Origin of the sequence: Tenacibaculum amylolyticum (genome assembly GCF_964511145.1) — a bacterium.
GTDB classification, from domain to species: domain Bacteria; phylum Bacteroidota; class Bacteroidia; order Flavobacteriales; family Flavobacteriaceae; genus Polaribacter; species Polaribacter amylolyticum.
Map to the genome: position 1 here is coordinate 24,240 of NZ_CAZEFZ010000033.1, position 26,171 is coordinate 50,410.

The following is a 26,171-nucleotide window of genomic DNA, read 5'->3' on the forward strand; positions in this document are numbered from 1 at the left end:
GAAAAGAAACAAAAATCAAGACTTCGAATAAAAACTTGAGAAAATGCTACGGAATCATCCACTGATAAAAAGAACTCGCTACCGCTCAAACAGCTTTTTATCTTTCAGCCAATGCTGCTTCCTTGATTTTTAAAATTTTTATTCAGAGGTCATTTTGATTCAATATTTTTTTATTCATCTTTTCTCTTAACTCATTACTTCTTAGCTAATCTTAAAATATCTCCGAAGACTCCTCTGGCTGTTACTTCTGCGCCAGCTCCTGCTCCTTGAATTACCAATGGTTGATCTCCATAGGATTCTGTATATATTTCAAAAATTGCATCGGATCCTTTTAAACTTCCTAAAGGTGTATTCTTAGGTACAGAAACTAATTTTACGTCTAACTCTCCTTTAGCTTGTTGTAAGTCTCCGTGTAAATCTCCTATATATCTTAATACATGATCTTCCTCTTGACTCTTCTTTATCTTTTGATAGTACGGGTTTAACTTTTCGATGTCAGCAAGGAAATCTTCTACGGTTCCTTCTCTTAATGCTTCTGGAATTAAATTCTCAATATGAACGTCTTCAAATTCATTTTCTAAATCTAATTCACGCGCCAGAATCAACAGTTTTCTCCCTACATCATTTCCACATAAATCTTCTCTAGGATCTGGTTCTGTATATCCATTTTCAATAGCTTCTTTTAATACTTCTGAAAATGCAACTTCTTTTGCTGAGTATTTATTGAAAATAAAACTCAACGAGCCAGAAAACACTCCTCGAATTCTTGTAATATTTTCTCCAGAATCGTGTAATAATTTAATCGTGTCTATTAAAGGTAACCCTGCTCCTACATTGGTTTCGTAGAGGTATGTTTTTTTGTTTTCTTCTAAAACTATTCTTAAATCTTTATAAAAAGAATGCTTTACGGTGTTTGCTATTTTATTAGAAGACACTAAATCAAATCCAGCTTCTACTAATGGAATATAACTTTGAATAAATTCTCCATTAGCCGTGTTATCTACTGCTATTAAATTTTCTAAATGATGTTCTTTTGCATACGATATAATTGCTTCTAAAGAGCTTTCTATTTCACTTTCTGAAAGCTTTTCTTTCCAATTATTTTGAATTCCTTCTTTGTTTAATAGTACTTTCTTAGAATCAGCAACAGCAAAAACGTTTAATAAGATTTTTCGTTTCTCTAAGATATTTGACGTATTTTGAATGATTTGATTAATTAATGTTCCTCCAACTAATCCTTTACCAAACACTGCAATGTTAATCTTCTTAGCAATTCCAAATATTTGTCCGTGAATTACATTCACAGCTTTATGTAGTTCTTCTTTTTTAACTACCAAACTTACATTCTTACCTGTAATTGTGTTGTTAAACAACAAAGGCACTATTTGATTCTGGATTAACGCATTGTATGGTAAATGGAATTCACTTAAATCTTGGCCTATAATTGAAATCACAGCAACATCGTCTACAATTGTAATTTGATTGACATCTTTTGTAATTAAATCATATTCAAACTCTTGTTTTAATGCTTCTACCGCTTGTAGTGCTTTCTCTTTTTCTACTACTAAACCAATACCTCTTTCAGAAGATCCTTGTGAAATAATACTTACACTTACGCCTCTATTTCCTAGAGATTTAAAAATTCTAGCATCTACTCCTACTTTCCCTAATAAACCTCTTCCTTCAAAGTTGATTAACGCTACGTTTTCTAATACAGAAATAGATCGTATTCCTTTAGCCGTAGTTTTTGAGGTTATTAAAGTTCCGTTGTCTTCTGGATTGAATGTATTTAAAATACGAAGATTGATGTTTTTCTCTATTAGAGGAATAATCGTTTTTGCATGCAAAATATTCGCTCCAAAATTTGCCAATTCGTTTGCTTCTGAAAAAGACAACTCTTCAATCTTTTTAGCATCTGAAACTAAATCTGGATTGGCTGAAAAAATACCATCTACATGTGTATAATTCTGTAATTCTTCTGCATCTAAATAGTTTGCCAATAAAGCCGCTGTATAATTACTTCCATTTCTTCCTAAAGTTGTTGTTTCATTTTTTAGATTAGAAGCAATAAAACCTGAAACAATATTTACCGTAGTTCCATTGTATTTTTTATAATGTGTTACCACATTTTGCTTAGATACAGCATCTATAGGTTGCGCATTTCCAAAATTTTCATCCGTTTTTAATAAATCTCTTGCATCTGTAGCGTGTGCATTAATTCCTTTTTGTTGTAATAATTCTGTAACCGTTTTAATGGAAATTAACTCTCCTTGTGCTAATACTTCATCTTTTACTTTATCGCTATAATCTTCTAATAAATGAACTCCTTCAAATAACTTTTCTAGCTTTTGAAATTCATTACTAAAATCTATTAATGGCGTTAGTTTGCGCTGCTGGTATTTAAACACTTCTAATTGTTCTTGATACACTTCATTATTAGCAGCTTTTGACAAAATAGATGCTAACTCATCTGTTGCATTTCCTCTAGCAGAAACTACTACTGTAATTTGTTCTCCTTGATTTACTTTATCTTCTATTATTCTTATGACATCTCCTATTCCTTCATTGGATAAGGATTTCCCTCCAAATTTTAAAACTTTCATCTTTTTTCTCTTTACTTCTTTATTAAAAATTGGTTCAAATATTTTTTCTAATTGTTCGTATTCTATTAAAAAAGCATCATGCCCATGTACCGAATTAATTTCGTTATAAGTAACATTTGCTTGTGTTTGCGCTAACTTTCTATAGGTATCTCTATTCTCTTCTGCTGTGAAAAACAAATCTGAGTCTACTCCTATAATGTGAATATTCGCTCTAATATTTTTTAGTATTTCTTCGTTTTCTGTACCTGTCGTTACATCTATTGTTTTGAGTAGTTGGTTCATCAACTTATAAGAAGCCAACTGATAACGTTCTTGTAATTTTTTACCATGATGCAACAACCAACTTTCTACATTAAACAGTTCTTGTTCTTCGTTTTTACTTCTATGAAATCGTTGTTTAAATGATTCTGGTGTTCTGTAACACAACATTGCATGCATGCGTGCATCGTGAACTGGATTATTAGAATTTGTTAGAAACAATTCTTGAATTTGACAATTAGCTATTAACCAATCTGTAGACTTCCAGTCGGTTGCAATAGGAATAAAATGTTTTGTAATGTTCGGTTTCAATACTGCCATTTCCCATGCTATTCCTCCTCCTAATGATCCTCCAATAAGTGCATATAATTGTTGAACATTAAGTTTTTGTAATCCTTCTAAAAAGATTTTCGCTATATCTTTTGCTACAAAGTTTTTGTAATCATCTATTAAAAAATCATCGTAACCATTTCCTGGTATATTGAAAGATAAAATGGTAAATTGTTCTGTATCTATAACTTTACTTTTTCCTACAATATCTTTCCACCAGCCATCTGCTCCTGAAACATTACTATTTCCTGTAAGCGCGTGGTTTACTAGAATTACTGGTGCAGTTCCCAATTTCCTTCCAAAAAGTTGATAACTTAACTGAATATTTGAAAATTGGGCTCCGCTTTCAGTAACGTAACTAAGAATATTTATATGTGCTAATTGCTGCTTCACTTTTATACTAAAACTTCTATATTAATTTTGAGTTCTATAACATGACGAGATTCCATATCAAGTACAGAATGACATTCAATTTTACATTATGATGATGCGACTAAAACTTCTTTAGAAATTTTTGAAAATGCTGCTGTTAAATCTTGCTTTAAGTCTTCTATATTTTCAATTCCTACAGACAAACGAATTAGATCTTTTGTAACTCCTGAAGCTTCTTGTTCTTCATCTGTTAACTGTTGGTGTGTAGTACTTGCTGGGTGAATAATTAGTGATTTTGTATCTCCAATGTTAGCCAGCAAAGAAAATAACTCTGTAGTATCTGCTACCGTTTTAGCACTTTCATACCCACCTTTTACACCAAAGGTTACAATTCCACTTTGTCCGTTTGGCAAATATTTATCAGCTAAATTTTTATACGGACTGCTCTCCAATCCTGGATAATTTACCCAAGAAACTTCTTCTTGTTGTTCTAACCATTGGGCTAATGCCAACGCATTTTCGCTATGTTGTTTAATTCGTACGCCTAGTGTTTCTAATCCTTGAATAATTTGGAATGCATTGGTTGGACTTAAAGCTCCTCCAAAATCTCTTAAGCCTTCTAAAATTAATTTGAATGTGAACGATAACTCACCTAACGTTTCGTAATATTTTAATCCGTGATAACCAGCTGATGGCTCTGTAAATTCTGGGAATTTACCATTATCCCAATCAAAATTTCCTCCGTCTATAATTACACCTCCTAATGAGTTTCCTTGTCCTCCGATGTACTTCGTTAGTGAGTGAATTACAATATTGGCTCCATGCTTTATTGGGTTTAATAAAGATGGAGTAGCTACTGTATTATCTACGATAAAAGGTACTTTTGCTTCTTTTGCGACTGCTGAAATTCCCTCTAAGTCTAATACATCTAGTTTTGGGTTTCCTAACGATTCTACAAAAAATGCTCTGGTATTTTCTTGTACTGCTTCTTTAAAACTTTCTGGATTTGAAGCATCTACAAATGTAGTTGTAATGCCTAATCTTGGTAAGGTTACTTTTAGCAAGTTATAGGTTCCTCCGTATAGACTACTTGAAGCTACAATATGATCTCCTGCTTTTAACAAGGTTAACAAACCTGTTGAGATTGCTGCTGTTCCTGAAGCAAAAACAACTGCTCCTACACCTCCTTCTAAAGCTGCTAAACGGTCTTGTAAAATTTGATTAGTTGGATTGTTTAAGCGTGTGTAAATAAACCCTAATTCTTTTAACGAGAATAGATTTGCAGCATGATCTGAGTTGTGAAACACATATGAGCTTGACTGGTAAATTGGTACTGCTCTTGTTCCTAATGTTTGTGTTACATCGTGCCCTGCGTGTAATGCTACTGTCTCGAATCTTTGTGTACTCATTTTTCTTCTTTTTGAAATAATTAATAATTAAACCAAAAGTCAAAACACATCTTTTTTAGATGATGCTTATAGAAAAATGTTATTAAGAAAATTTAGAAGTTTCTTTTTCGTGTAGAAATACGAAAAACTTCTTTTTGTTATCTATCCCAAAATTATTTAGGGTAGAATTTAGCACCTTCTTTGTAAGAACAAAGGGTTGCTAAGGTTTCACAGGGTCTATTCCCTCCACCTTTCTTGATAACATTAAATCGATAAGTGTCTGAACTTTACGTCTGCAAATATTCAGTTATAAAAATTTAATATCCAAATTTTTTTTATCTTTTTTTGAAAGTTTTATGTTTTTTGATCTTATTTCAATCGAAATTTCATCTCTACTGGTAAGTGATCTGATGCTTCTCCAAAGTCCTTTAAAACCTGGTCTCCTACACTTTCTATAGTTGCTTTTGAATAGAAAATATAGTCGATTCTTACTGTTGGATTTTTAGAGCTATATGTTAGCTCTAAATTGTCTTTAGAAAAGGCTGCATTTCCAACACTTGGTAATTTTAACACTTCGTTTACTGCTGGATTTGTATCGTTAGGATCGCTATTAAAATCTCCCAATAAAATTGTTGGATAGTTTTTTGCATATTCTTGGAATAATGCCGAAACTTTTTTGATTTGTTGTACTCTTGTTTTCTTATCAAAAGCTTCTAAGTGTACATTCATTACCACAACATCTTTTCCTTGTATGGTTACTTTAACTACTTGTAATAATCTATCTAAATAAAATGCATTTCTGTAAAATGGGCTGTCTGCTACTCTATCTAATACAATTCTTTCGTAATCTTTTAACGGGTATTTACTCAGAATAGATTGTCCAGAAACTACTTTTCCAAAATGCATACTTGGAGGCCAATACGGAAAAGGCACATATTTTTTATCCCAGTTTACACCTTTTGCGATATAATTATATCCTAATTTAGCTATTTCGTCTTCTTGATCTATTTCATAGGAACGGTTTGCTCCGTAATCAATTTCTTGAAATGCAATAATATCTGGATTTACCTTTTTGAATTCTGTAGTAACAGTTTTTAAGTTTTCATCAAACAATTCTTTTGGTTTCTCAACAGCTCTATTGTTTGTCATTCCACTTAAATAACCTATGTTATATGTTACAATACTAAATATCGAATCATTTTTAATTGTTGATTCGTATTCCTTTTGAGTTAATGTAGTATACGAAGATTCTTCTAATGTTGCTCCAGAGCCCCAATAATAAAAAATGGCTACTGAAAAGAAAAGTACTACTACTAATTTGAATAAAAAGGCAAGGGTTTTCTTCATTTATTTTTTGTCTTTACGCTTATAGATGAAGGGCTAAGATACATTTTTAAGTTTTTTTTTGATCATTATTAAACCTTTTTATTCTTCTATGGTCTTAGATGTGTAATTAATTTTAAACATAAAGAAAGATGAAGAAAATATTGTTATTCATATTAACTGTAGGTTTTATAACTAGTGGTATTGCACAGAAAAAAAGAAAAGGTCCTGATTTTTCTGTAGATCAGAAAACGGAACTTGCCTTAAAGAAAATGACTTTACGTTTGGATTTATCTGAACGTCAGCAGAAAAAAATTAGACCATTGTTAGCTGAGCGTTTTACGAATCGCACAAAAAAAATGCAAGAAAGAAAGGCTAATAAAGGGGAACGAAAAAAGCTGACTACCGATGAACTTTATGAAAGACAAATAGTTAATTTAGATAGAAAGATTGCTTTTAAAGCAAACATGAGAGAGATTTTAAATGGTAAGCAATATGAGCGATTTGAGAAAAATGCAGGTAGAAAAGCTCATAAAATGAAAAGAAAAGTTAAAAAGAGAAAAAAGAAGCATAGACATAACCGAAATGAAGATGGCGATATGGATATGCAAAGAGGATAATCACTTAGTAAATTGATTGGTTTTTAAAAATGCCAAACCCCAGTTTTGTAACGAACTGGGGTTTGTTTTTTTTGAGTATTTTGTTCATTGTGAATAAAACATAATACGATGAAATAATCTCTTAATAGAAAACAGATTACTTCTTTTGTACTTTCGAATTCCTTTCGATGAAACTCAGGGAACACTCAGGATGACATTTTAATCTTTTCTCTTATTCTTCTTCTGTAAACCAGCTTGCGTATTTTACATAGTTATTCGCTATTCTATCTATTTCTCCTGAAGTTAATTCTGGTGAAATATCTTTTACTTTTTTTGCTGGTACTCCTGCATAAATACTTCCGCTTTTTACATGTGTATTTTTAGTTACCACTGCTCCTGCTGCAATAATTGTATTACTTTCTACTATGCAATCGTCCATAATAATACTTCCCATTCCTACTAAGACATTATCCTGTATTGTACATCCATGTACAATTGCATTATGCCCAATAGATACATTATTTCCAATTGTTGTAGGTGATTTTTGATATGTAGCATGTATTACTGCTCCGTCTTGAATATTTACTTTATTCCCAATTTTAATATAGTGTACATCTCCTCTTATAACAGCATTGAACCAAACACTACATTGTTTACCCATTGTTACTTCTCCTACAATGGTAGCATTTTCTGCTATAAAACAGTCTTCTGGTATTTCTGGATGTTTATTATTAACGGGTTTTATGATTGGCATAGGTATATTCGTTGTTAGTTGTTTGTTGTTTGTTGTTTGTTGTTTGTTGTTTGTTGTTTGTTGTTAGTAAAATAGTTTTAACTTATTTAAAATACGCTAACAAATTTCCTTTTTTGGAAGCAGATACTAAAATTTCTTTTCCATTTATTAATTCTACACTTCCTCCTTTTCCTTTTTTATACTTAGTTATGGCATTAATATTTACCAAATACGACTTATGAATACGGGCAAACGGGTATTCTTTTAAGGTTTCTTCAAAGTGTTTTAGTGTTTTACTAACAATTTTCTTAGTATTTGAAAAATGTATTTCTGTATAGTTATCATCTGCTTTACAAAACACTATTTCTTCTACATTTACTACTTCGAAACCGTCTTGCAATGGAATTGTTATTTTCCCTGTTATGGTTGCTGTGGTAGGTTGTAAAATGGTGTTTTGTAGTTGATCTTCTTTTTCTATGATTTCTGTTACTAAGTTTACTGCTTTTATCAGCTCGTCTATAGAAATTGGTTTTAATAAATAATACGTTGCTTGACTATTTAAAACTTCTATTGCATAATGATCGTATGCAGTAACAAAAATAGTTTCGAAAGTTTTATTTTCAATTTTTTCTAATAGGTCAAAAGCATTTCCAAAAGGCATTTCTACATCTAAAAAGACTAAGTCTAACTCGTGCTTTTTTATAAGCTCGTGCGCTTCTTTAATGTTACTTGCTTCACCTAAAACTTCTATATTGGGGCAATATTTTTTTATATAGTTTTTTAAGATTTCTCTACTTATTTGTTCATCTTCTACAATTATTGTTCTTAGTTTCATAGTATTCAATAGTTAGTTAGTTTATTTTTTTTAGGACAACGACTACTCTGGTACCTGTACCATCATCAAAAACATCTGATATTTCTACGCCTACTTTGTCTTGATACATATCGTTTAGAATAGCTATTCTGTTTTTAATCGTACTCATTCCTTTTGATTTCTGTTTTAATTGATTTTTAGTTTTCATTTCCAACGAATTCTTTCTCCCGATACCATCGTCTTGAATGGTTATACTAATCGATTCTTTATCGTATTTTGCTATGGAAATATCTAAATATCCTTTTTCTTTCTTGTAACGCAATCCGTGCCATATTGCATTTTCTATATATGGCTGTAAGAGCATTGGTGGTATTTTATATTCTTCTAAACTAATCGATTTATCGATGTTTATCTCATAATCAAATTTGTCTTGAAAGCGATTATGCTCTAGTTTTACGTATAATTCTAGTAGTTCTATTTCTTTTGTAAACGGAATAAAATCTTCATCTGAATTTTCTAAAACTGCACGCATTAATGTTGAGAACTCTGATAAATATCTATTGGCTTTTCTTTCATCATTTACTGCAATAAAACTGTTAACTGAATTTAGCGCGTTAAAGATAAAATGTGGATTCATTTGCGAACGCATCGATTTTAATGCCAATAAATTGTTTGCTAGTTTTTGCTTTTGATTAGAGCGTAAAGAAAAATATGTTAGTAAGGTCATTAGAATAAGTCCTCCTAACAATGAATAAATAATAAGCTCTTGTCTTTTACTTCTTTCTACGGTTAACTCTTTGTCTTTATATGCAATATTTAATTTACTCTCTGACAAAGCTTTGTCCTTTTCCAATATGGCTATTCGACTTTGATTGTCTGCTATTTTTTTTGTGAGTCTTTTTACTTGATAAATCTCTTGTTCTTTTCGAATGTATAATGTATCAACAACGTCTACAAAATCTCTATATATTTGTAACGCTTTTACATAATCACCTACTGTATAATACACTTCAGACAATCTTCTTGTTGCATGTTTCTTTACTTCAAAATCTTCTTTTAAATCTGCTTCTTTGATACTTTTTTTCAAGTATTCTATTGCTTCAGGGTATTCTTCTTTTAACACATAAGCATTTCCTATTTTATAATTCATTTTTTGAGATGTTAATGAATCTTTTGGAATTTCTTTTGCTTCTGTTTTTTTATCTTTTTGGTCTTTTTTTACAGTCTTTTTTAAATTATTATTTCTCGATGTTCTTCCTACACTTTGCAACAGCTCTTTTCTAAGTTTTATCTCATTATCGTACTGCTGTGTTTTATTGTAATAATCGGCTACATCTTGCTGAACTTTTAAAGATGGTTGTTCTTCTAAATCCGAAGCTTGTTCTAATGTTTTGTTTATTGCTGTATTTGCTTCGTTTATTTTTCCTTCTCTAGCATATACCGTTGCTATTTTTGCATTTAGATCTGGTATAATTTCATTCATGAATTTTTTCTCGGCTATTTCTATTCCCTTCTCATAGTTTTTTTCAGCCTTTTCAAATTCCTTTTTTGCTAAGAATACATCTGCTAAACCTTGAAATACTTTTACTTTTTCATAGTTACTTAAATCTTTTGTTTTTAGTTTTTCATAGGTCTTTTCACTTTCGTCGTATTGTTTTGCTAAATATTGTGCTTTTGCTAAATCTAAAATGGTTTCTACTCGTTCATAAAAACGTAATGAAAGTGTATAATTACTAATGGCAATATCATATTGTTTCCAAAACAAATAGATATCTCCTAAAACCTTATACGTATTCGCATTCCTACTTTTAGATTCGTTTAATTCTAAAGCATCTTCGACAAAACTTAAGCTTTTATCTATATCTTTTTCTTTATAAAACTTTGCGGAATCTATTAATGATAAATAATTGGCCTTAGCTCTCTTTCTTTTTTTAAAGAAACTTGCTCTTACGCCTTCTTTTTTGGATAGCCCTTTTATCAAAATTTTTATATCTTCATCTGAAGAAACAATGTGTCTTACAGTATTGAAATCTGGATGTCGTACAACCAGTTCGTCATGTATTCTTGCCTTTATTAAGTATATTCCATTTGCATTAGATTTATTAACTATAGTAGAATTTATACTTACTTCTGCATCATTAATTAACTCTTTATTTATTTCATCTAATACCTTAACCTTTAACTCAAATGAATCGTTTGGATTTTTTATTTGAGACTGTCCAACCAATGCATTTAAAAATAATAAGATTGTTACATAGTATTTGTACTTCATCCTTCTTTCTTTATCTACTGATATGTAAACTTATCACCAAAAAACCAATAAAAAAAATCCCTTACTCATCGTTTCTTCCCGAAAACTAGCTAAAAAGTACTGTTTACTCATTTTAACAGATTGTTCACTAACTTAAATGTGCTTTTTACTCATAGTAGTTTTTTTCATAAAAAAGTTAGGTATAAATTTGAGTAAAGAAATTTGAAAAACTTACTACGATATAAAGATTTCATTAGCTATGTATAAAACTTGAAATCATAATTGAAGAAGAGAAAGTTCGTTATAAAAAAAGAGTAGTTCTGAAACTACTCTTTTTTTTATTGTTTTATTTTGATCTTATTTTAAAATAAGTTGTTGTCCTATACTTATAGTATTTCCTCTAAGTTTATTTAGTTTTTTCAATTTAGCAACCGATAAATTAAATTTCCTTGCAATAGAATAAAGTGTATCTCCTTTTACAACTTTGTAATAAAAACTTGTTTTATCTCCACTATTTACTGTGTTTACTGTTTTGCGTGTACTCTTAGCTGATCTATCGTATTTATCTAAGTTGTATTTCTTAATCAAGGCTATTAATTTCACTGGATATTTTCTATCTGTGGCATAACCAGCTCTTTTAAGTCCGTAAGCCCAACCTTTATAATCTGTTGTTCTTAAACGAAATAATTTTGCATATCTTTTTCTTGACACTAAAAATTTAGAGTGATCTTCATAGGATCTCTCAGGATGTTTATACTTTCTAAAACATTCTCCTTTCTCATCATCGTCATGTGTAACACTTTTCCCCTTCCAACCTCTATGACATTTAATACCAAAGTGATTATTCGATCTAATTGCTAACGGGCTTCTTCCACTTCCTGATTCTAAAATTCCTTGCGCAATAGTAATACTTGCTGGGATTTTATATTTGTGCATTTCTCTAACCGCTATTGGCGCAAATCGTTCTATGTATTCTTCTGTGTTTTTTATAACAACACTTTCAGAAGTTGTTGTTTTCTTTTCTGGTATAGCTTCTGGAGTAGTTGCTTTTTCTTCTCTAGGCGCTTTTACTACAATTGTTTTTTGTCGTTGACTTTTTACAACTTGTTTTTTTGATCCACAACTAGTTAGTAATACAACAAATACACTATATAAAAATATCCTCAGCTTCATTTATACTTTTATTAAATCTAATCCTTTCTTCTTTAATCTTTTATTAGCTCCATCTATGCCTTGTAATCCTCCAGTATGAATCGTTAAAATTTTAGATCCTTTTTTAAATCCATCTTTTTTAACTAAATCTACAATACCATAAAGCATTTTTCCTGTATATATTGGGTCTAATAAAATATTGGTCTTTTCTTTGAATTCATTTATGAAACGAATTAAACCTGTAGAAAATTTCCCATACCCTCCAAAATGATACGCTGTATTAAGCTCCCAATTTTGTTTATTGGTTATTTTTTGAATGTCTTTTGATAAAAAATCTCCTTTTAATGCAGGAAAACCAATTACTTTTTGATGTTCTTTAGCAGATTCTATCAATCCAGAAATAGTACCTCCTGTTCCTACAGCCACGCAAATATAGTCGAATTTTTCATCTTCCTTCGTTAATATTTCTTGACAACCCTTTATTGCTAAAGCATTTGTACCTCCTTCTGGAATTAAGTAAAAATCACCATGCTTTTTACGTAAGTTTTCAACAAATATTGGAGTCTCTTTTTCTCGGTATTCTTCTCTGGTAACAAATTCAAATTTCATTCCATTTTCAGAAGCTACTTGTAGCGTTTTATTTTCTCGAAGTACTTTTTCTAAGTTATTTGCTAGTTCTTCTCCTCTAATAACTCCAATTGTTTCACACCCCGATAAATGTCCTGCAACTGCTGTAGCTACGATATGATTAGAGTAAGCTCCACCAAAAGTTAGTAATGTATTCTTTTGTTGTTTTTGTGCTTCTTGGATATTGTATTTTAACTTTCTGAATTTATTTCCTGAAACGAATTCATGAATTTGATCTTCTCGTTTTATCCATAGCTCAATTTCTTTTTCTTTTAGAATTGGTAACTGTATTTGTTGGTTTTTGGTAATAAAGAAAGTATTAAACATATTTTCTACTTTTTCTCTTCTTGGTTTTCCTCTTCTAACCATTTAAAAAATGCAGAAACTTTTCCTTCATTTTCCTCCAACCATACCTGTGATTTAATTTCTAGTTGTGTAATATATTTACAATAGGTTTCAATGTATTCGCTCTTAGCTATTTTATTTAGCATTGGTACATATAGAGTCCACCAAATCGTTTTTCTTTTATTATCCTCATTTAATTCTCCTAAAATTTTAAATAAGCTTTCAGTATTTTCAACAAACATTTCTGCTTCTGTCTTTCCTTCGTTTTTTTCTAATGTTTTTGAAGCCTCTAGCATAGATACCATCATATCTGCTGCGCTAAATTCTGAATCTACATTTAAATTTAAATTCATTATTACATCTTTTCCATTATCTTTCTTTTTAACACCACTTTGTAGATTTGATTTCAATATGGTTAAAATCTCTTCAGATCTAATAGTATTAGGTTCTAATAACAAAAAAAAGTAACTAGCTAATAAGGTAGGAATTCTATTCCCTTTATTATTATTAATTTTAGCTAAATAAAAATGACTTGAACTATGCGTTGGGTTAATTTCTACTGCTTTTTTTAAATACACTTCAGCTTCTTCTACCTTCTGTACTTTTAGATAATCTATAGCTAGATTAAAATCTAATAAATAATGATGACCTAGCTCTTCTATTGCTTTTTTAAAAACTTTTATAGATTTTTTAGTTTTTCCTAACATATCTAAAGCAGAACCTTTATTTATATAAGCCGCTAACTTATGTTTTTCTCCTTCCTTTAATATTTTATCACTATATTCTATTACTTTTTTATATTCTTTGAGTCTAAAATAAGAAAGTGAAATTTCATAATTTGCCAACTCTGATTTTGGCTTAATTTCAAGAGCTTTTTTATAATATTTAATAGCTTCTTCATATTTTCCTTCGTCATGGTTAGCAATCCCTACTTCTATAAACTTATTAAATGTTTCTTGTGCTTCTGTAAATAATACCACATTGATAAGTAATAATGTAATAACAATTTTTTTCATAATATTATTTTTTATAAATCTACTTAAAATTCTCCTATTTTTTCTTCAACTTCTTCCCACTCTAGCATTAAATCGTCTAGCTTGGCTTTTTTCTGCTTATAATTTTCGAAGAAATCGGGTTGAGAAGATACTTCTTCATAATTCTGGGCTAATTCTAAATCTATTTTCTCAATTTCTATCTCTAAGTCTGAAATTAAATTTTCAATTTTAGATGACCTATTCTTTAGCTTTTTAAGTTCCTTTTCTTGTTCTTTAGAAAGTTTATATGCTTCTTTTTTACTAGTTACTTTTTCATCTTTTACAACTGTTCTTTTTTCTGCTTCTCTTAAACTTTCTATTTGATGTTGTTCTAAGAAATAATCTATTCCTCCTAAGTATTTTTTTATGATTTTATCTTTAAATCCATAAACATTTGTTGCTAAACCTTGTAAAAAATCACGGTCGTGCGATACTAAAATTAATGTTCCGTTGAAATTTTGTAATGCTTTCTTTAAAACATTTTTAGAAGCAATATCTAAGTGGTTCGTAGGCTCATCCATAATGAGCACATTAAATGGTCTCATTAATAATTTACACAAAGCCAAACGATTTCGTTCTCCTCCCGATAATACTTTTGCTTTTTTATCTACTGCTTCTCCACTAAAAAGAAAAGCTCCTAACATATCTCTTACGCGTGTTCTGTTGCTATCGTTAGCGGCTTCTTCTAAAATTTCTAGAACTGTTTTTTCTGGCGGTAGATATTCTGATTGATTTTGCGCAAAATATCCTACTTCAACATTATGCCCTAGTTTTAAATTTCCTTCAAAAGGAATTTCACCAACTACCATTTTTGCTAATGTAGATTTTCCTTGTCCATTTTGCCCAACAAAAGCAACCTTCGCATTTCTTTCTATCATTAGATTTACATTGTCTAGAACATGCTTATCTCCATAACTTTTACTAACATTTTCTGCTTCAACTACAACTTTACCTGGTTCTTTAGATATTTCAAAACGAATATTCATTACAGCGTTTTCATCTTGATCTACTTCAATTCGCTCTACTTTATCTAACTTTTTAATTAACGATTGCGCCATAGAAGCTTTACTAGCTTTTGCTCTAAACTTCTCTATTAATTGCTCTGTTCGTTTAATTTCTTTTTCCTGATTTTTTTGAGCTTGCATTTGCTTCTCCTTAATATCAGCTCTTAATTCTAAATATTGTGAATATGGTTTTTTATAATCGTATATCTGACCTAAAGAAATTTCTATAGTTCTATTCGTAACGTTATCTAAAAACATTTTATCGTGAGACACTAATACAATAGCACCTGTATAGCTTTTCAAGAAGTTTTCTAACCAAATAATAGATTCTATATCTAAGTGGTTAGTAGGCTCATCTAATAATAATATATCGTTATTCTGAAGTAATAGTTTTGCCAATTCTATACGCATTCTCCACCCTCCAGAGAATGTATCTGTTAGCTTATCAAAATCTTCTCTTTGAAAACCTAATCCTTGTAATACTTTTTCTGTATCTCCTTGATAATTATATCCTCCTAAAACTTCATAACGTTCTGTTAATTCATTAAGATCTATAATTAATTGGTTATAGCTTTCACTTTCATAGTCTGTTCGTTCTGCTAATTGCTGATTTATTTCTTCTAACTTTCCTTCGATTTCTTTAATTTCTTCAAAAGCTTGATAAGCTTCTTCTAAAATTGTTCGCCCTTGAACAAAATCAATATCTTGTCTTAAAAAACCAATTTTTATATCTTTTTCAAATGCTAATGTTCCTCCACTACTTTCTATATCTTTAGACAAGACTTTTAATAGTGTTGATTTTCCTGCTCCATTTTTACCTATTAATCCTACTCTATCTCCTTTAATTAGTTTAAAAGTAATTCCTGAGAACAAATCAGTCCCCATAAACGAGACTGTCAAATTATGTACATTTAGCATAAGTAATCTTCAATTTTAATGTTTAAATAAGCATATTTTATGTAGAAGCTTATTAAGTAACATTTATTTTTCGGAAATTTGTACAAACTTACAAAACTGAACCTTTAAAAAAGGTCAAAAATTCGCATATTCTATGTTTCGTAAAGGAAGTAAACTCTACAGTATTTTCAATAATAAATGTCCAAGGTGTAATGAAGGTGATTTTTTTAAGTACAAAGCTTCTTTTAATTTTAATAAGATAACGAAGTTACACGAACATTGTTCTCATTGTAATTTGAAATATATGATGGAACCTTCTTTCTTTTTTGGTGCCATGTATGTAAACTATGCTTTAGCGGTTGCACAATTTGTTGCTGTTTTTATTATCTCAAAGGTATTCTTACAGCAAGATATTTTAACCAGTTTTATTGCAGTTGTTGTAGTTTCTTTATTATTGTCTCCAATAACTATTCGTTTATCTAGAATTATATGGATTAACATATTTGTAAACTATCAAAAAGATATAAATAACCCTCAAAAAAAACTTTAAGTTTAAAGTTGTTTCATCATTTTCTCTAACAGAAATTAGTTATATTTCAATATATTTACTATTGTAACCAAATTCGTTTCTCTACAGGAAAAAGACTGTTTTTGAACTACCCCACTCATTATCAAGCAACAACTTATAATCATTTTCATTAATTTTACAAAACTGGAATAATTTCTGGTTAATATTTTACTATGAATCTATTTTGCTATCGATTTTTTCTCACTTATTTATTACTATTCTTTATTCAAAGTTTTTCACAAAACAAAGATGTTCTTTTATTAAATAAGCTAGATAACTTAATTAAAATTTCAAAATCTAAGCCAAATGATTCTCTATTTTACTATACTAATAAGTATATAGATATTGCTATTAAAAATAAAGCTTACGAAAAAGCTTTTAATACAGGACTTGATATATCAAACCATATAAACTTTGCTTTAGGACAGAGTGAAAAAGCTCTTATCATTATTGAAAAACTTGAAAAGCAAATACATAATATTAATAAATCTAGATATAAAGGTGAGGTATACTTAAAAAAAGGAGATATATTTTTTAATGGAAAAAGCTTTATTAAAGCCATCGATAATTACACTAAAGCTATTAATAATTTTTCTTCAAAAGATTCAATTTCAGCTGCAGATGCACATCTTTATAGAGGGCAAGCATATTTTAATACTAATAATTTTTTTGAAGCTTTACATAACTACAAAACAGCTTTAGCATATTACACTAAACTTAAAGACCTTGAATATGTTTATTCTACTAGATCAGAAATAATTAATATTTATGGAATGAATGATTTTATTGAAAAAACTATTAAGGAACGTAAAGAATTAATAGCTGATAAAACCAAAACAAACCATGCATTAAGCACTGATTATATAAACTTAGCCTTAGATTATAAAAAAAATAAACAATATAAAGAACAAGAAAAAGCTTTGCTAATTGCGTTAAGTAGTGCGAAAAAAGAAAAAGCTGTAATTAATAATATCCCTGTAATTTATGCTAAAATTTGTCAATTTTACTTAGAACAAGATAATATTGAGCAAGCAACTGTTTATTATAAACTAGCAAAAAAGTCAGTAAAAGGAACGGAGAGTTTCCAATATCTTTACTTCTTATATTTAAAAAGTTTTTTTTTATATAAGACTAACAAACTTGATGAAGCCTTATTAGTAGCTAAACAAACTTTAAAAAAAGCTGAAAATCAAAATCATACTCAACTAGTTATAGATGTTAAAGAACGCTTGTATAAAATTTATGAGGCTAAAAATAACTTTTCTAAAGCTCATGAATTCCACAAAAGTTATACAGCTTTAAAAGATTCTATTTTTAATATCAAAAAATTGAATATTCTTTATTACTATCAATCATTGCATGAGGCTAGTGTTAAAGAGCAAAAAATTTTAGAGCAAAAAACAAACATTAACCTTTTAATTAAAGATCAGAAAAACAAGCGCCTTTTATTAATACTAATTATTATATCAGCTATTTCTATAATAGTTTTAACATATCTATTATTAAGTAGATTTTTCTTAAAAAGAAGTCAAGAATTACACAGTAAATATTCACAAAATCTATTATCTACAATAGATGCAGAACGAAAAAGGATTGCAAAGGATATACACGATAGTTTAGGTCATAAATTATTACTTGCTAAAAATTATGGCATACGAAATAACAGTAGTAAAAATAATTTAATAGACGAAGCTATTGATGAAATACGTGTCATATCAAAAAATTTACAACCTGTTCAAATACAACAAATCGGAATTACTAAATCGATAAAAAACTTAATTGACAATTTAAATAATTCTTCTTCAGATATTTTATTATTTGGAGATATAAGAAACATCGATAATTTATTAAATTCTGATCAAGAAGTAAACTTATATCGAATCATACAAGAGTGCTTAAACAATATTATAAAGCACTCTAAAGCTGAGTCTTCAAAAGTTGATATTTCTTATAGAAAAAAATCAATTCTATTAAGTATTATGGATAATGGTATTGGATTCAATTATCAAGAAAAATATAAGAACATAAAAAACCTTGGTTTAAAAAACTTAAAGACTAGAGTTAAATTAATTAATGGAAGTATACATATATCTTCATTTAAGAGACAAGGCACTATCGTTAAAATAAATATTCCAGTTAATGAAGCTTAGCATTTATATAGCGGATGATCATCCATTACTTGTTAAAGGATTAGAGAATTTCCTAAGTGAAAAAGGTTATAATATAGTTGGTACTGCTAATGACGGAAAAACTGCTCTTAATTTTATTATTAAGCATGAACCTTCTGTTGCTATTTTAGATATAGATATGCCTAAATTAACAGGTATAGAAATTGCTAAACAATGTCAAAGAAAAAAAATAGCAACAAAAATCATATTAATTACACTCCATAAAGAAGTTGAGTTATATCTACAGGCCAAAAAGCTTAATATTTATGGTTATTTATTAAAAGAGTTTGCCATTGAGGAAATTGAAAACTGCATTAAATCTGTAATAAAAGATCAACCCTTTTTTAGCCCTAAAATAAAAGAGGCTTTAAATTTTTCAGAAGATAATTCTACCATTTTAAATCAATTTTCCTTAGCAGAAAGACGGATACTTCTGTTAATATCTGAACATAAAACAAATAAAGAAATTGGTAGATTATTATTTCTTTCTCCAAGAACTATTGAAAAACACAGGAGTAAAATTATACTTAAACTAGATTTACCTCCAAAAACTGGAGCTTTGCTTACTTGGACTCAAAAAAACAAGCATTTATTTACTAAAAGCAATATTGGGTATTAATACCTATTATTAAAACTAGAGTTTTCTTTTATTTTGCATCATATCTACTAGATAATGTCGGATTGGGGAATCTATAACATATCTATTAGATGTAGCGTCTGACCGGGGGGAATGATAGCTACATCATATTACAAATAGCCTAGTTATTCTATAATTAGGCTATTTGTTCTTTTAGAAATCTACGAATATTTATTTCCTCATCTAATTCTTGCCCATTTTCAAGATGATTAAAAAGGTTTTTTGCTACGGTTGGTGCAATCATAACTCCTCTTGTTCCTAAACCGTTTAAAATGCATAATTTTGAATATTCAGGGTGTATACCTACTAAAGGACGGCGATCTTTTACAGTAGGTCTAATCCCTGCTGTTTGATCGATGATTGTAAACGGAACAGAAATTGTTTTTTCAAGCTTCTCTACTAACTCTTTCCTTCCTTCTTCTGTTGGTACTTGTGTTTTATCTGTCCAATTAAACGTTGCTCCTACTTTGTAGGTATCATTTCCAAGAGGTAAAACAAATACGGCTGACTTGAGTAAGAAATCAATTTGTAAGTCTGGTGCATGAATTGTCATCGTTTCACCTTTAGTTCCATTAAGAGGAAGGTAATTAAAATATGGATTTTGTTTTAGTCCAAATCCTTCACAAAAAACGATTCTTTGCGCTTCAACTTCATTATAGCGAAGGTTATTTTCTCCTATTTCTAATTGATTATACTCAAAACTTTCATTAATTAGTTTGTTGTTTTCTAATAAAGAAGTTCTGTAAGTTTTTATTAAATCTGTAGTATCTATTCTTCCAGTTCCTGATAATTCTCCAAAACCAAAGTTTCCGATAACTCCTTGTATCTTTTCTTTGATTATTTCGGGTTTCATATAATTGGATAGCATCGGTTTGTCCAATGCGGTAAACCAATTGTTTTCATCTCCTATGGAGTTGAATACTTTTTTAGTTATAAATTTAGTATCAAAGTTTTTATTAAACTTATCGGATATCTTTTCATAAAAAGGGAGTGCATATTCTAACTGCTCGTGTCCATTCCAAACAGGTGTAAACCTTTTTAAAATAACAGGATTGTATGTTCCTCCAGCTACACTTGAGGAGTTTTGGGAATTATTTTCAAAAACTACATAGCTTTTCCCATGTTTTTCTAATTCTTCAACAAAAGCAAGTCCTGCGAGTCCTAACCCTACAACTATATAATCAAGTTTCATGTTTCAAAAGTAATCATAATCCATAAAAAAAGCGCTCTGTAACCAGAGCGCTTTTATATTTATTTCTTACAGAATTTTAGTAATTCCACATATCCATTTCTCTATTACGGATACCTTCCTTAATTCTATCTGCTTCTAATAATTGGAATAACGAATTACCTCTAATATAGTCTGAGATCTTTCTATCACCATATAAGTTTTCTTCTTTTACAATAGTAGAATTAAAACGACGTGCATTTAAAAGGTTGTCATACGAAATTGGGTGTGCAGAATTCTTTGGGTTGAATACTTTAGACTCGTGTAATACCTCTCTAGCATCTGGGAAGAATACCCAAAATAACTCATATACACTATCTTTATCGTCTATTTCATCAACTCCAATAACCTGTACATCTGGTCCCATTGGAGCAATTGCTAACATACGATACTTTAATTCACCTTGACGCTTATCGAAATACCAAATCCCTTTGATTAAGTATCCCTTAATTAAGTCTGGAGTAATCATATAGGTATCTGTATATCCTCCTTGCTCTTCACCTCCATCAATTTCACGTACACTTACAGTCATTTCATCAATTTCCTTAGGTCCGATTTTAGTCGTAAAATAAGAATCTTGATATACTTCTTTAATTCTACCTGACTTGATACCTTTTAATAAGGTTGTGTACAATGAACGTCTGTTGTTAGATGTATTCGTTGTATCAATTGGATAATAGTATGGTAAGTTGATTTTTTGGTTTAAGTCTACATACTCCCACACTACCTTAGACCAAAGTACATCTCTATCGCTAATGTAACCATAAGGTAAAGGTTTATCTGCATCTGAATCTATCTCTGCTTGAGTCTTAACACCAATCTCCTCTACTTTTGTCGCATTTAATAGATTTGCTTGTGCAGTTGCTACAGATGTTGTAGCCACAGCCATAATAACCATATAAAAACGCTTCCAATTCATACTCTATTAATTTAATTTTATTAGTTTGAAACTTTAATTACTACTGGTAATACTTTCTTTAACTTATATCCAGAAGTATTTGCTTTAATGTCAAAAATTGTAATTTGATCGTTTCTTCTTGCCTTCGCGATTGCTTTTTTAGCTCTGGCATTCATTCTTGTACCTGTTACAGGAACTGCTACCTGTCCTGGTACTTTAACTTTAAAGCTTGTTACAGTTAATTTTAAATCGAATAAGAAATCTGGTAAACCTGCAGCAACTGTAATTTTTCCTGCACTAGTTTTTGGTAAAGATACTGTACCAAATTGTCCTCTAATCATTCCAACTGCTGGTGGAATTTCTTTGATTCTAAATTTCTTATTTGAACTTACTTTTTTACCGTCTGGTAATGTACCTGTTACACGAATTGTTACTTCGTTTCCTTTTCCAGGTCTCATCATATAACTATCACCTTTTACTCTTCTCAATCCAGGAGCAGAAGCTGCTACTTTATTTGAAGGAACTCCAGGCATAGAAATTGTCATTGGGTTAGATAAACCTCTATATACAGCGTTCATCTTATCAGCAGAAATAACTGCTTCGTTTGGTCTTGGAATTACAGAATATCCTCCTTTAATTGGAATTGTAATTGTAGAATCATTTTCTTTAAAGAAGAATTCTCCTTTAATTTCTCTATCCCCTACAGCTCCTGCTGGACCATCTAAGATTACCTGACCTGCTTTAATTTTGTCTTCTGGCCATTCTTTACCATTAATTACAACTTTTTCAGCTGTTAAATTAGGATCGTTTTTTCCTAATACAATCTTACCTGATAATTTTTCACCTGGGTAATATGCATTCTTGTCAAAAACTACCATTGCATCATAGTTCGTTAATGATACTGCACTTTCTAATTCACCTTTTAATAAAGTAGATAATGCATCAGATTCAGTAGCTTTAATATCTGCTTGGATTTGTGTTAACTTTGTTAAAGAAGCAATTAAAGGGAATCCTTCGTAATTGTAGTTTAACCAATTTAACTGTGCTCCATCTTTATTTTTAACTGGATCTGTACTGAAGCGAGAGTTTATAACTCCAGCTAATTCAGTTTCTCCTAATACATTTAAAGCTGTCTTTCTGAATTCATCTAACTTAGATACAAACTCTTTTCCTTTAGAAGTTATTGTACCACTTACGAAAAAATATTCATCTAAGAACTTAGACTTATCCATTGTTTCGTAATCTTTTTTATTCTTTACATCAGCAGTCATCTTTGCTTTAAGATTGTCGATGTAGTTATAAAGATCGTTAGCTTCAGCCTTTAAAGAGTCTGTCTTTTCTTTTGCTTTACCATATTGTAATGCTTGCTCTTGTGCCTTTAAAGATAAACTCTCGTACGCCTTTTCATTTTGCTGAGCTGCTCTTGTGTTAGCATCAGTCAATTTTTCGTTCATCAAACCAAAAGCTGATAATACCTCTTTACTCATATTCATTGCTAACATTGCAATGAAGATAAGGTACATAAGGTTAATCATCTTCTGCCTTGGAGATTGTTTTCCGCCTGCCATAATTTAACTAGTTAGTTGTTTTTTACGTTAATACTTAAATTTTGACTAATTATTTACTGCTCATTGCAGAAAGCATTCCTCCATATACTCCGTTTAACGAAGATAAATTTGTTGCTAATGATTGCATTTGCTCTTGTAAACGTTGTGAATTCTCTACCATTGTAGAATTTAATTCAGCTTGCTTAGATGCATTTTCAACTTGTGTTTGATATAAGCTATTTAAAGAAGCCATTTGAGAAGCTGCTTTAGACATTTGCTCATTATAATTGTTAGTAGCTGAAATAGATTGAGAAGCAGATGCTAATGGCTCTACCGCTCCTTGGAAACCTTTAATGCTGTCTCCTAATCTTGATACTAATTGTGCATCTAATTTTGCTTCTTTTAAGATATTATCTAACTTTTGAGATAATAACGATTGAGCTTCTTCAGGGGTACCTTCTTTTTTACCTTTACCTGTAGCTGCACCACCAGCTAATTCAGGATAAACCTTTGTCCAATCTAACTCGTCTTCAACTGGTTCGAAAGCAGATAATGCGAATACAATTGCCTCTACCGCCATTCCTATTGTTAACATCACTCCTCCTGTTAAAGGTCCGATTTTAAAGTGCATAATCTTAAATAACGCTCCAAGGATAACAACTGCTGCTCCTAAACCATAAGCCATGTTAAATAATCTCTTAGTTGATTTTGATTGTGCCATAATTTTTGATTTTTTAATTAGGGATATTTATTATGTTTATTAATTGTTTACTATACTTATTGTTTTTTAGTTCCTAAGTAATCTTGAACTGTTCTAAATCCGATATAACTTCTTGAAGTGTCTGCATATTCCCAATCACGAGAACCTACCTCTAAGAAATAAGCAACGTCTTTCCAAGAACCTCCACGTATAATTTTACGTGTATTTTCTATATTTTCTACATTTGGGTTCATTGTAGACCCCATGTAATAAGACATTTGGTTGTAAGCTGTATGTGTCCATTCAGAAACATTACCTGCCATATTATATAATCCAAAACCATTTGGGTTATACGAAACTGCCTCTACAGTATATAAAGCTCCATCTGCAGCATAGTCTCCACGTACTGGTTTAAAGTTTGCTAAGAAACATCCTCTATCACTTGTAGTACTTGGACCTCCCCATGGGTATTTAGCAAAATCTAAACCTCCACGAGCAGCATATTCCCATTCTGCTTCTGTTGGTAATCTAAAAGATGGAACTAATCCTAAATTCTTTTTTGATCTTTGGAATGAATTTTTGTTTTGTGTTCTCCAGTGACAAAATGCTCTAGCTTGATACCAATTTACACCTACGACTGGGTAATCTTCGAAAGCTTTGTGAGCAAAGTATTCTTGGTGCATTGGATCATTATAAGAGTAGTTGAAGTCTTTAATCCATACTGTAGTATCTGGATAAATATTAATCACCTCATCTTTTAAGAAGTTTTTTCTGTTCTTCCCTGTTCTTGCTGCTTCCTCATTATCAAACCAGAAATATCTATAGTTTAATAATTTGGTATTGAACGTAGGAATTCCATTTAACGACTCATCTTTATTTAAGTATAAAGAATCCATAACTTCTACATAATCAGCATCTGGAAAATCTTCTTTATCCCAAATAATTTCTTCTTCCCAATTTAATGGTTTTATAGAATCAATTCCTTCTCCAATCTCGTAATAATTTTCTCTCATATATTTAGCATATGGAGATTCATTTACAGTATCTTTAGAAGCAAAAGCATATTGTTGGATTCCTGATGGATTACCTCCATCTTCTTCTCCTCCACTTGCAAATTCTGCTTGATATGCTAATTGAGTTCTTACAATAGAATCTCTTACCCAGTATACAAACTGTTTGTATTCACTGTTTGTTATTTCTGTTTCATCCATGTAAAATGGCTGTACTGTTACAGTACGTGTTGGAGCATTCATTGCACCTAAAGGATCTTCATCTTGTTTACCCATCGTAAACGAACCTCCTTTTATATACACCATACCATATGGTTTTTCTGCAAACCATTTTCTCTTAGATTTAACACCAACTAGCTCTCCTCTATCGCTGCTAGATCCACAACTATAAATGACAACTAATATTAGGGCAAATAATGCTACTTTCTTCATACTTTACTAATTAAAGAGTTCGTAACTTTCTTATTATGAATTATTATTTTTTTCAACATTTACAAATCAAGGGATGCAAATATAACTTTTTTTATGTAAGTTTTTGCTGTGCCTTGTACCATCTTTCAGGAATTTTTTGTTCTATTGCTTGCACATAATCTTGGTATGCACAAGGTATTAACGCATGTCTCTTGTATTTATTATCTGATATCAAATTAATCTCCATCCACCATCGGCCGCTTTTATTACTTTTATAAAAATTAATGGGATCGTCATCTTCTAAGACAACACTGAATTTTTGATAACTTTCTTTACTTGAATATGGATAATCTTTGGCTCTAAAATTAACGCCTTCTATAAAATACCATATTGCTTGTGAAATCAAATTAGCTGTTTGGTTGTTATGATCGTATCTCCCGTTATATTCATAGACACCAAAAGAAGTTACTTTGTCACTTATTCCTGCATATCTTGCTATTGCACATAATTCTTCTCCGTAAAATCCGTTAGGTGCTGCATTTTTATTCCCTGGTGCATCACTTAAACGAACACTACCTATATCTACACTCACAATATCTGCATCTCTAAGTATTGGTTCCACCAACTCAAGCTTTTTAACTTCCCCGAGCCTAAAAGTATCAAAATATAAGTTCTGCAACAAATTAATTTCTTCTTGAGAATTAAAATATGTTTGATAACCTAGATTACTATAATTAAAAAGATTATTTGGCTCTTCCATAATTATCTTACTTAGATAAGAATGAGAGTTAATTTCTTCTTCTAATGTTCCTAAATCAAAACGGCTATCTACTACAGCTAAATTAATTGTTTGTTCTAACTTATCATAGGCACGATAATTAGCGTAAGTGATGTCTTGACTTCCTCCAATTAGAACAACAGCTATGTTCTTTTTTACTAAGGAAGCAACAACTTCTGAAGTAGCAAAATAAGTATCTTCAACTTTATTCCCTGATTCTATATTTCCTAAGTCTACGATTTTTGTATTCCATTGACCTGGAAATAACTCATAAAGTCCTTGTCTTATTGCTGAAAGATCTTCTCCACAACCTTTATTGTTAACAGAATTCCTACCTTCTTTTACACCAACAATAGCAATATCCGCTCCATTCAAATCTGGCAAACCATTTTGAATAGAATGAATTTCAATATTTCTACCTAAAGTTTTAGCCGACTGTACCATTGTGTGAGCAAAAACCTTTTCATCTATTGGTGATAAAAAATCGGTATTCATT

The 26,171-nt window shown here is 30.3% G+C and carries 20 protein-coding genes and 1 riboswitch; of the genes, 4 read left to right on the forward strand and 16 right to left on the reverse strand.

Going from position 1 to position 26,171, the window contains the following annotated elements; genetic code table 11:
- Positions 1 to 194 precede the first annotated feature (194 nt).
- From thrA to ACKTTC_RS11245, 3 genes are all read right to left on the reverse strand, one after another.
- Positions 195 to 3,584 (reverse strand): bifunctional aspartate kinase/homoserine dehydrogenase I, encoded by a 3,390-nt coding sequence (gene thrA, locus ACKTTC_RS11235; protein WP_408039923.1) that lies wholly within the window; start codon positions 3,582 to 3,584, stop codon positions 195 to 197.
- Positions 3,585 to 3,670: 86 nt separating this feature from the next.
- The gene (locus ACKTTC_RS11240; RefSeq protein WP_408039924.1) at positions 3,671 to 4,972 is read right to left on the reverse strand and encodes an O-acetylhomoserine aminocarboxypropyltransferase/cysteine synthase family protein; all 1,302 of its coding nucleotides are present in this window, start codon (positions 4,970 to 4,972) and stop codon (positions 3,671 to 3,673) included.
- Between the two features lie 134 nt (positions 4,973 to 5,106).
- Positions 5,107 to 5,216: riboswitch (SAM riboswitch) on the reverse strand.
- Between the two features lie 104 nt (positions 5,217 to 5,320).
- A complete protein-coding gene (locus tag ACKTTC_RS11245) occupies positions 5,321 to 6,298 on the reverse strand; it encodes an endonuclease/exonuclease/phosphatase family protein (protein ID WP_408039925.1) in 978 nt (325 codons plus the stop codon).
- A gap of 128 nt (positions 6,299 to 6,426) precedes the next feature.
- Here ACKTTC_RS11245 and ACKTTC_RS11250 point away from each other — a divergent pair, with 128 nt between their 5' ends.
- On the forward strand, positions 6,427 to 6,894 hold the full coding sequence (locus ACKTTC_RS11250) for a hypothetical protein (protein ID WP_408039926.1): 468 nt from the start codon (positions 6,427 to 6,429) through the stop codon (positions 6,892 to 6,894).
- Between the two features lie 211 nt (positions 6,895 to 7,105).
- On the opposite strand, the gene ACKTTC_RS11255 is transcribed toward ACKTTC_RS11250, so the two are convergent.
- From ACKTTC_RS11255 to ACKTTC_RS11285, 7 genes are all read right to left on the reverse strand, one after another.
- On the reverse strand, positions 7,106 to 7,627 hold the full coding sequence (locus ACKTTC_RS11255; protein ID WP_408039927.1) for a gamma carbonic anhydrase family protein: 522 nt from the start codon (positions 7,625 to 7,627) through the stop codon (positions 7,106 to 7,108).
- 82 nt (positions 7,628 to 7,709) lie between these two features.
- Complete coding sequence (locus tag ACKTTC_RS11260) at positions 7,710 to 8,441, reverse strand: LytR/AlgR family response regulator transcription factor (RefSeq protein ID WP_408039928.1); 732 nt, start codon at positions 8,439 to 8,441, stop codon at positions 7,710 to 7,712.
- Positions 8,442 to 8,457: 16 nt separating this feature from the next.
- Positions 8,458 to 10,692 carry a tetratricopeptide repeat-containing sensor histidine kinase gene (locus ACKTTC_RS11265; RefSeq protein ID WP_408039929.1) on the reverse strand — a complete coding sequence of 745 codons (2,235 nt, stop codon included), beginning with the start codon at positions 10,690 to 10,692 and terminating at the stop codon, positions 8,458 to 8,460.
- Between the two features lie 336 nt (positions 10,693 to 11,028).
- Complete coding sequence (locus ACKTTC_RS11270; RefSeq protein WP_408039930.1) at positions 11,029 to 11,844, reverse strand: glucosaminidase domain-containing protein; 816 nt, start codon at positions 11,842 to 11,844, stop codon at positions 11,029 to 11,031.
- On the reverse strand, positions 11,845 to 12,777 hold the full coding sequence (locus ACKTTC_RS11275) for a 1-aminocyclopropane-1-carboxylate deaminase/D-cysteine desulfhydrase (RefSeq protein ID WP_408040040.1): 933 nt from the start codon (positions 12,775 to 12,777) through the stop codon (positions 11,845 to 11,847).
- 5 nt (positions 12,778 to 12,782) lie between these two features.
- A complete protein-coding gene (locus ACKTTC_RS11280; RefSeq protein ID WP_408039931.1) occupies positions 12,783 to 13,811 on the reverse strand; it encodes a tetratricopeptide repeat protein in 1,029 nt (342 codons plus the stop codon).
- A 23-nt stretch (positions 13,812 to 13,834) separates the two neighbouring features.
- Positions 13,835 to 15,751 carry an ABC-F family ATP-binding cassette domain-containing protein gene (locus ACKTTC_RS11285; protein ID WP_408039932.1) on the reverse strand — a complete coding sequence of 639 codons (1,917 nt, stop codon included), beginning with the start codon at positions 15,749 to 15,751 and terminating at the stop codon, positions 13,835 to 13,837.
- 133 nt (positions 15,752 to 15,884) lie between these two features.
- On the opposite strand from ACKTTC_RS11285, the gene ACKTTC_RS11290 reads away from it, so the two are divergent.
- From ACKTTC_RS11290 to ACKTTC_RS11300, 3 genes are all read left to right on the forward strand, one after another.
- Positions 15,885 to 16,280, forward strand: coding sequence for a DUF983 domain-containing protein (locus tag ACKTTC_RS11290; RefSeq protein ID WP_408039933.1), 396 nt, complete (start codon positions 15,885 to 15,887; stop codon positions 16,278 to 16,280).
- Between the two features lie 191 nt (positions 16,281 to 16,471).
- Positions 16,472 to 18,448 carry a tetratricopeptide repeat-containing sensor histidine kinase gene (locus ACKTTC_RS11295; RefSeq protein ID WP_408039934.1) on the forward strand — a complete coding sequence of 659 codons (1,977 nt, stop codon included), beginning with the start codon at positions 16,472 to 16,474 and terminating at the stop codon, positions 18,446 to 18,448.
- On the forward strand, positions 18,438 to 19,085 hold the full coding sequence (locus tag ACKTTC_RS11300) for a response regulator (protein WP_408039935.1): 648 nt from the start codon (positions 18,438 to 18,440) through the stop codon (positions 19,083 to 19,085). The genes ACKTTC_RS11295 and ACKTTC_RS11300 overlap by 11 nt, the downstream gene beginning before the upstream one ends.
- A 154-nt stretch (positions 19,086 to 19,239) precedes the next feature.
- On the opposite strand, the gene ACKTTC_RS11305 is transcribed toward ACKTTC_RS11300, so the two are convergent.
- The 6 genes from ACKTTC_RS11305 to ACKTTC_RS11330 form a co-directional block, all read right to left on the reverse strand.
- Positions 19,240 to 20,295, reverse strand: coding sequence for an NAD(P)/FAD-dependent oxidoreductase (locus tag ACKTTC_RS11305; protein WP_408039936.1), 1,056 nt, complete (start codon positions 20,293 to 20,295; stop codon positions 19,240 to 19,242).
- Positions 20,296 to 20,371: 76 nt separating this feature from the next.
- Positions 20,372 to 21,250, reverse strand: coding sequence for a type IX secretion system ring subunit PorN/GldN (porN, locus tag ACKTTC_RS11310; RefSeq protein ID WP_408039937.1), 879 nt, complete (start codon positions 21,248 to 21,250; stop codon positions 20,372 to 20,374).
- A gap of 20 nt (positions 21,251 to 21,270) precedes the next feature.
- Positions 21,271 to 22,797 (reverse strand): type IX secretion system motor protein PorM/GldM, encoded by a 1,527-nt coding sequence (gene porM, locus ACKTTC_RS11315; protein WP_408039938.1) that lies wholly within the window; start codon positions 22,795 to 22,797, stop codon positions 21,271 to 21,273.
- A 49-nt stretch (positions 22,798 to 22,846) separates the two neighbouring features.
- Positions 22,847 to 23,497, reverse strand: coding sequence for a type IX secretion system motor protein PorL/GldL (gene porL, locus ACKTTC_RS11320; protein ID WP_408039939.1), 651 nt, complete (start codon positions 23,495 to 23,497; stop codon positions 22,847 to 22,849).
- A gap of 56 nt (positions 23,498 to 23,553) precedes the next feature.
- Positions 23,554 to 24,918 carry a T9SS ring complex lipoprotein PorK/GldK gene (gene porK, locus ACKTTC_RS11325; protein WP_408039940.1) on the reverse strand — a complete coding sequence of 455 codons (1,365 nt, stop codon included), beginning with the start codon at positions 24,916 to 24,918 and terminating at the stop codon, positions 23,554 to 23,556.
- 91 nt (positions 24,919 to 25,009) lie between these two features.
- Positions 25,010 to 26,170 carry a formimidoylglutamase gene (locus ACKTTC_RS11330; RefSeq protein WP_408039941.1) on the reverse strand — a complete coding sequence of 387 codons (1,161 nt, stop codon included), beginning with the start codon at positions 26,168 to 26,170 and terminating at the stop codon, positions 25,010 to 25,012.
- Position 26,171 lies beyond the last annotated feature (1 nt).

Coding starts and splice junctions, on each gene's coding strand:
- ACKTTC_RS11240 (WP_408039924.1), bottom strand. CDS start 4,972: ATGAGTACACAAAGATTCGAGACAGTAGCATTACACGCAGGGCACGAT.
- ACKTTC_RS11245 (WP_408039925.1), bottom strand. CDS start 6,298: ATGAAGAAAACCCTTGCCTTTTTATTCAAATTAGTAGTAGTACTTTTC.
- ACKTTC_RS11250 (WP_408039926.1), top strand. CDS start 6,427: ATGAAGAAAATATTGTTATTCATATTAACTGTAGGTTTTATAACTAGT.
- ACKTTC_RS11255 (WP_408039927.1), bottom strand. CDS start 7,627: ATGCCAATCATAAAACCCGTTAATAATAAACATCCAGAAATACCAGAA.
- ACKTTC_RS11260 (WP_408039928.1), bottom strand. CDS start 8,441: ATGAAACTAAGAACAATAATTGTAGAAGATGAACAAATAAGTAGAGAA.
- ACKTTC_RS11265 (WP_408039929.1), bottom strand. CDS start 10,692: ATGAAGTACAAATACTATGTAACAATCTTATTATTTTTAAATGCATTG.
- ACKTTC_RS11270 (WP_408039930.1), bottom strand. CDS start 11,844: ATGAAGCTGAGGATATTTTTATATAGTGTATTTGTTGTATTACTAACT.
- ACKTTC_RS11275 (WP_408040040.1), bottom strand. CDS start 12,777: ATGTTTAATACTTTCTTTATTACCAAAAACCAACAAATACAGTTACCA.
- ACKTTC_RS11280 (WP_408039931.1), bottom strand. CDS start 13,811: ATGAAAAAAATTGTTATTACATTATTACTTATCAATGTGGTATTATTT.
- ACKTTC_RS11285 (WP_408039932.1), bottom strand. CDS start 15,751: ATGCTAAATGTACATAATTTGACAGTCTCGTTTATGGGGACTGATTTG.
- ACKTTC_RS11290 (WP_408039933.1), top strand. CDS start 15,885: ATGTTTCGTAAAGGAAGTAAACTCTACAGTATTTTCAATAATAAATGT.
- ACKTTC_RS11295 (WP_408039934.1), top strand. CDS start 16,472: ATGAATCTATTTTGCTATCGATTTTTTCTCACTTATTTATTACTATTC.
- ACKTTC_RS11300 (WP_408039935.1), top strand. CDS start 18,438: ATGAAGCTTAGCATTTATATAGCGGATGATCATCCATTACTTGTTAAA.
- ACKTTC_RS11305 (WP_408039936.1), bottom strand. CDS start 20,295: ATGAAACTTGATTATATAGTTGTAGGGTTAGGACTCGCAGGACTTGCT.
- porN (WP_408039937.1), bottom strand. CDS start 21,250: ATGAATTGGAAGCGTTTTTATATGGTTATTATGGCTGTGGCTACAACA.
- porM (WP_408039938.1), bottom strand. CDS start 22,797: ATGGCAGGCGGAAAACAATCTCCAAGGCAGAAGATGATTAACCTTATG.
- porL (WP_408039939.1), bottom strand. CDS start 23,497: ATGGCACAATCAAAATCAACTAAGAGATTATTTAACATGGCTTATGGT.
- porK (WP_408039940.1), bottom strand. CDS start 24,918: ATGAAGAAAGTAGCATTATTTGCCCTAATATTAGTTGTCATTTATAGT.
- ACKTTC_RS11330 (WP_408039941.1), bottom strand. CDS start 26,170: ATGAATACCGATTTTTTATCACCAATAGATGAAAAGGTTTTTGCTCAC.